The organism is Pantoea sp. Cy-639 (assembly GCF_011752525.1).
In the GTDB taxonomy this organism is placed as follows: Bacteria; Pseudomonadota; Gammaproteobacteria; order Pseudomonadales; family Pseudomonadaceae; genus Aquipseudomonas.
Genome location: NZ_VWXI01000035.1, coordinates 1 through 5,329 on the forward strand (window position 1 = coordinate 1; position 5,329 = coordinate 5,329).

Annotated in this window: 2 tRNA genes and 3 rRNA genes; all 5 read right to left on the minus strand. The window is 51.8% G+C overall.

Annotated elements, in window-relative coordinates:
- Positions 1-13: 13 nt before the first annotated feature.
- Positions 14-129: ribosomal RNA gene (rrf, locus tag F3J43_RS23535) — 5S ribosomal RNA — on the minus strand.
- A gap of 130 nt (positions 130-259) precedes the next feature.
- A 23S ribosomal RNA gene (locus F3J43_RS23540) occupies positions 260-3,152 on the minus strand.
- 237 nt (positions 3,153-3,389) lie between these two features.
- Positions 3,390-3,465 (minus strand) — tRNA-Ala (locus F3J43_RS23545).
- Between the two features lie 6 nt (positions 3,466-3,471).
- Positions 3,472-3,548 (minus strand) — tRNA-Ile (locus F3J43_RS23550).
- Positions 3,549-3,625: 77 nt separating this feature from the next.
- Positions 3,626-5,162, minus strand: a 16S ribosomal RNA gene (locus F3J43_RS23555).
- The 16S, 23S and 5S rRNA genes sit together here with 2 tRNA genes alongside, the layout of an rRNA operon.
- Positions 5,163-5,329 lie beyond the last annotated feature (167 nt).

Sequence of the window (5,329 nt, forward strand, 5' to 3'; positions counted from 1 at the left end):
TTTGCGAAATGAATCTTGACGATGACCTACTCTCACATGGGGAAGCCCCACACTACCATCGGCGATGCATCGTTTCACTACTGAGTTCGGGATGGGATCAGGTGGTTCCAATGCTCTATGGTCGTCAAGAAATTCGGTAGCCAGAATGCCTTTTGGGCACGCTTGGCGAATTCGGATATGTGAATTTGTGGTCTTACGAATTTTCGGGTCTTTCGTCTTCACCACCACAATTCGCATGAGCAAATTGCTTGGGTGTTATATGGTCAAGCCTCACGGGCAATTAGTATTGGTTAGCTCAACGCCTCACAGCGCTTACACACCCAACCTATCAACGTCGTAGTCTTCGACGGCCCTTCAGGGAACTCAAGGTTCCAGTGAGATCTCATCTTGAGGCAAGTTTCCCGCTTAGATGCTTTCAGCGGTTATCTCTTCCGAACATAGCTACCCGGCAATGCCACTGGCGTGACAACCGGAACACCAGAGGTTCGTCCACTCCGGTCCTCTCGTACTAGGAGCAGCCCCTCTCAAATCTCAAACGTCCACGGCAGATAGGGACCGAACTGTCTCACGACGTTCTAAACCCAGCTCGCGTACCACTTTAAATGGCGAACAGCCATACCCTTGGGACCGGCTTCAGCCCCAGGATGTGATGAGCCGACATCGAGGTGCCAAACACCGCCGTCGATATGAACTCTTGGGCGGTATCAGCCTGTTATCCCCGGAGTACCTTTTATCCGTTGAGCGATGGCCCTTCCATACAGAACCACCGGATCACTAAGACCTACTTTCGTACCTGCTCGACGTGTTTGTCTCGCAGTCAAGCGCGCTTTTGCCTTTATACTCTACGACCGATTTCCGACCGGTCTGAGCGCACCTTCGTACTCCTCCGTTACTCTTTGGGAGGAGACCGCCCCAGTCAAACTACCCACCATACACTGTCCTCGATCCGGATAACGGACCTGAGTTAGAACCTCAAGGTTGCCAGGGTGGTATTTCAAGGATGGCTCCATGAGAACTGGCGTCCCCACTTCAAAGCCTCCCACCTATCCTACACAAGCAAGCTCAAAGTCCAGTGCAAAGCTATAGTAAAGGTTCACGGGGTCTTTCCGTCTAGCCGCGGATACACTGCATCTTCACAGCGATTTCAATTTCACTGAGTCTCGGGTGGAGACAGCGCCGCCATCGTTACGCCATTCGTGCAGGTCGGAACTTACCCGACAAGGAATTTCGCTACCTTAGGACCGTTATAGTTACGGCCGCCGTTTACCGGGGCTTCGATCAAGAGCTTCGCTTGCGCTAACCCCATCAATTAACCTTCCGGCACCGGGCAGGCGTCACACCCTATACGTCCACTTTCGTGTTTGCAGAGTGCTGTGTTTTTAATAAACAGTCGCAGCGGCCTGGTATCTTCGACCGGCATGGGCTTACGGAGCAAGTCCTTCACCCTCGCCGGCGCACCTTCTCCCGAAGTTACGGTGCCATTTTGCCTAGTTCCTTCACCCGAGTTCTCTCAAGCGCCTTGGTATTCTCTACCTAACCACCTGTGTCGGTTTGGGGTACGGTTCCCAGTTATCTGAAGCTTAGGAGCTTTTCTTGGAAGCATGGCATCAACCACTTCGCGCTCTAATGAGCACTCGTCATCAGCTCTCGGCCTTGAGATCCCGGATTTGCCTAAGATCTCAGCCTACCACCTTAAACTTGGACAACCAACGCCAAGCTGGCCTAGCCTTCTCCGTCCCTCCATCGCAATAACTGGAAGTACAGGAATATTAACCTGTTTTCCATCGACTACGCTTTTCAGCCTCGCCTTAGGGACCGACTAACCCTGCGTCGATTAACGTTGCGCAGGAAACCTTGGTCTTTCGGCGTGCGAGTTTTTCACTCGCATTGTCGTTACTCATGTCAGCATTCGCACTTCTGATACCTCCAGCAAGCTTCTCAACTCACCTTCACAGGCTTACAGAACGCTCCTCTACCGCGTCATCAAAGATGACACCCGTAGCTTCGGTGCATGGTTTGAGCCCCGTTACATCTTCCGCGCAGGCCGACTCGACTAGTGAGCTATTACGCTTTCTTTAAAGGATGGCTGCTTCTAAGCCAACCTCCTAGCTGTCTAAGCCTTCCCACATCGTTTCCCACTTAACCATGACTTTGGGACCTTAGCTGACGGTCTGGGTTGTTTCCCTTTTCACGACGGACGTTAGCACCCGCCGTGTGTCTCCCATGCTCGGCACTTGTAGGTATTCGGAGTTTGCATCGGTTTGGTAAGTCGGGATGACCCCCTAGCCGAAACAGTGCTCTACCCCCTACAGTGATACATGAGGCGCTACCTAAATAGCTTTCGAGGAGAACCAGCTATCTCCGAGCTTGATTAGCCTTTCACTCCGATCCACAGGTCATCCGCTAACTTTTCAACGGTAGTCGGTTCGGTCCTCCAGTCAGTGTTACCTAACCTTCAACCTGCCCATGGATAGATCGCCCGGTTTCGGGTCTATACCCAGCGACTAAAGCGCCCTATTAAGACTCGCTTTCGCTACGCCTCCCCTATTCGGTTAAGCTCGCCACTGAATATAAGTCGCTGACCCATTATACAAAAGGTACGCAGTCACCTAACAAAGTAGGCTCCCACTGCTTGTACGCATACGGTTTCAGGTTCTATTTCACTCCCCTCTCCGGGGTTCTTTTCGCCTTTCCCTCACGGTACTGGTTCACTATCGGTCAGTCAGTAGTATTTAGCCTTGGAGGATGGTCCCCCCATGTTCAGACAAAGTTTCTCGTGCTCCGTCCTACTCGATTTCACTGGCAAGAGATTTTCGTGTACGGGGCTATCACCCACTATGGCCGCACTTTCCAGAGCGTTCCACTAATCTCAAACCAGCTTAAGGGCTGGTCCCCGTTCGCTCGCCACTACTAAGGGAATCTCGGTTGATTTCTTTTCCTCAGGGTACTTAGATGTTTCAGTTCCCCTGGTTCGCCTCTTGCACCTATGTATTCAGTACAAGATACTCAGCTTATGCTGAGTGGGTTCCCCCATTCAGAGATCTCTGGATCACAGTCTGTTTGCCGACTCCCCAAAGCTTATCGCAGGCTACCACGTCTTTCATCGCCTCTGACTGCCAAGGCATCCACCGTATGCGCTTCTTCACTTGACCATATAACCCCAAGCAATCTGGTTATACTGTGAAGACGACATTCGCCGAAAATTCGTACGTTGCGCTTTCGCGCAGAACTCACAAATTTTACCTTAGCCTGATTTCCAGCAGTGAAACTGGTCATCAGTCTATTTCTATCACATATCCGAATTTTTAAAGAACGATCTGACAAAAGTCAGAAATCAACATTCATCGACGAATGTTCATTTCTAAGTTCTGATCAAGGTACAGCGTAAGTGGTGGAGCCAAGCGGGATCGAACCGCTGACCTCCTGCGTGCAAGGCAGGCGCTCTCCCAGCTGAGCTATGGCCCCGCATATTGGTAGGTCTGGGCAGATTTGAACTGCCGACCTCACCCTTATCAGGGGTGCGCTCTAACCAACTGAGCTACAGACCTATATAGGGTCTTGATCGTCTTCACATATGAATCAAGCAATTCGTGTGGGAGCTCATCAGTAGGCTGATGTCTTCGATTAAGGAGGTGATCCAGCCGCAGGTTCCCCTACGGCTACCTTGTTACGACTTCACCCCAGTCATGAATCACACCGTGGTAACCGTCCTCCCGAAGGTTAGACTAGCTACTTCTGGTGCAACCCACTCCCATGGTGTGACGGGCGGTGTGTACAAGGCCCGGGAACGTATTCACCGCGACATTCTGATTCGCGATTACTAGCGATTCCGACTTCACGCAGTCGAGTTGCAGACTGCGATCCGGACTACGATCGGTTTTGTGAGATTAGCTCCACCTCGCGGCTTGGCAACCCTCTGTACCGACCATTGTAGCACGTGTGTAGCCCAGGCCGTAAGGGCCATGATGACTTGACGTCATCCCCACCTTCCTCCGGTTTGTCACCGGCAGTCTCCTTAGAGTGCCCACCATAACGTGCTGGTAACTAAGGACAAGGGTTGCGCTCGTTACGGGACTTAACCCAACATCTCACGACACGAGCTGACGACAGCCATGCAGCACCTGTGTCAGAGTTCCCGAAGGCACCAATCCATCTCTGGAAAGTTCTCTGCATGTCAAGGCCTGGTAAGGTTCTTCGCGTTGCTTCGAATTAAACCACATGCTCCACCGCTTGTGCGGGCCCCCGTCAATTCATTTGAGTTTTAACCTTGCGGCCGTACTCCCCAGGCGGTCAACTTAATGCGTTAGCTGCGCCACTAAAATCTCAAGGATTCCAACGGCTAGTTGACATCGTTTACGGCGTGGACTACCAGGGTATCTAATCCTGTTTGCTCCCCACGCTTTCGCACCTCAGTGTCAGTATCAGTCCAGGTGGTCGCCTTCGCCACTGGTGTTCCTTCCTATATCTACGCATTTCACCGCTACACAGGAAATTCCACCACCCTCTACCATACTCTAGCTCGCCAGTTTTGGATGCAGTTCCCAGGTTGAGCCCGGGGCTTTCACATCCAACTTAACGAACCACCTACGCGCGCTTTACGCCCAGTAATTCCGATTAACGCTTGCACCCTCTGTATTACCGCGGCTGCTGGCACAGAGTTAGCCGGTGCTTATTCTGTCGGTAACGTCAAAACAGCAAGGTATTAGCTTACTGCCCTTCCTCCCAACTTAAAGTGCTTTACAATCCGAAGACCTTCTTCACACACGCGGCATGGCTGGATCAGGCTTTCGCCCATTGTCCAATATTCCCCACTGCTGCCTCCCGTAGGAGTCTGGACCGTGTCTCAGTTCCAGTGTGACTGATCATCCTCTCAGACCAGTTACGGATCGTCGCCTTGGTGAGCCATTACCTCACCAACTAGCTAATCCGACCTAGGCTCATCTGATAGCGCAAGGCCCGAAGGTCCCCTGCTTTCTCCCGTAGGACGTATGCGGTATTAGCGTTCCTTTCGAAACGTTGTCCCCCACTACCAGGCAGATTCCTAGGCATTACTCACCCGTCCGCCGCTGAATCAAGGAGCAAGCTCCCGTCATCCGCTCGACTTGCATGTGTTAGGCCTGCCGCCAGCGTTCAATCTGAGCCATGATCAAACTCTTCAGTTCAATACTGCTTGGGTTTTTAAGAAACCCTAAACTTGGCTCAGCAATCTCAAATGACTATGTGATTTCTCGCATGGCCACTTGTGATGCTGATAATCTTGGCGACTATCAGTCCGTACTCACAAGCACCCACACGAATTGCTTGATTCAATTTGTTAAAGAGCGTTTGG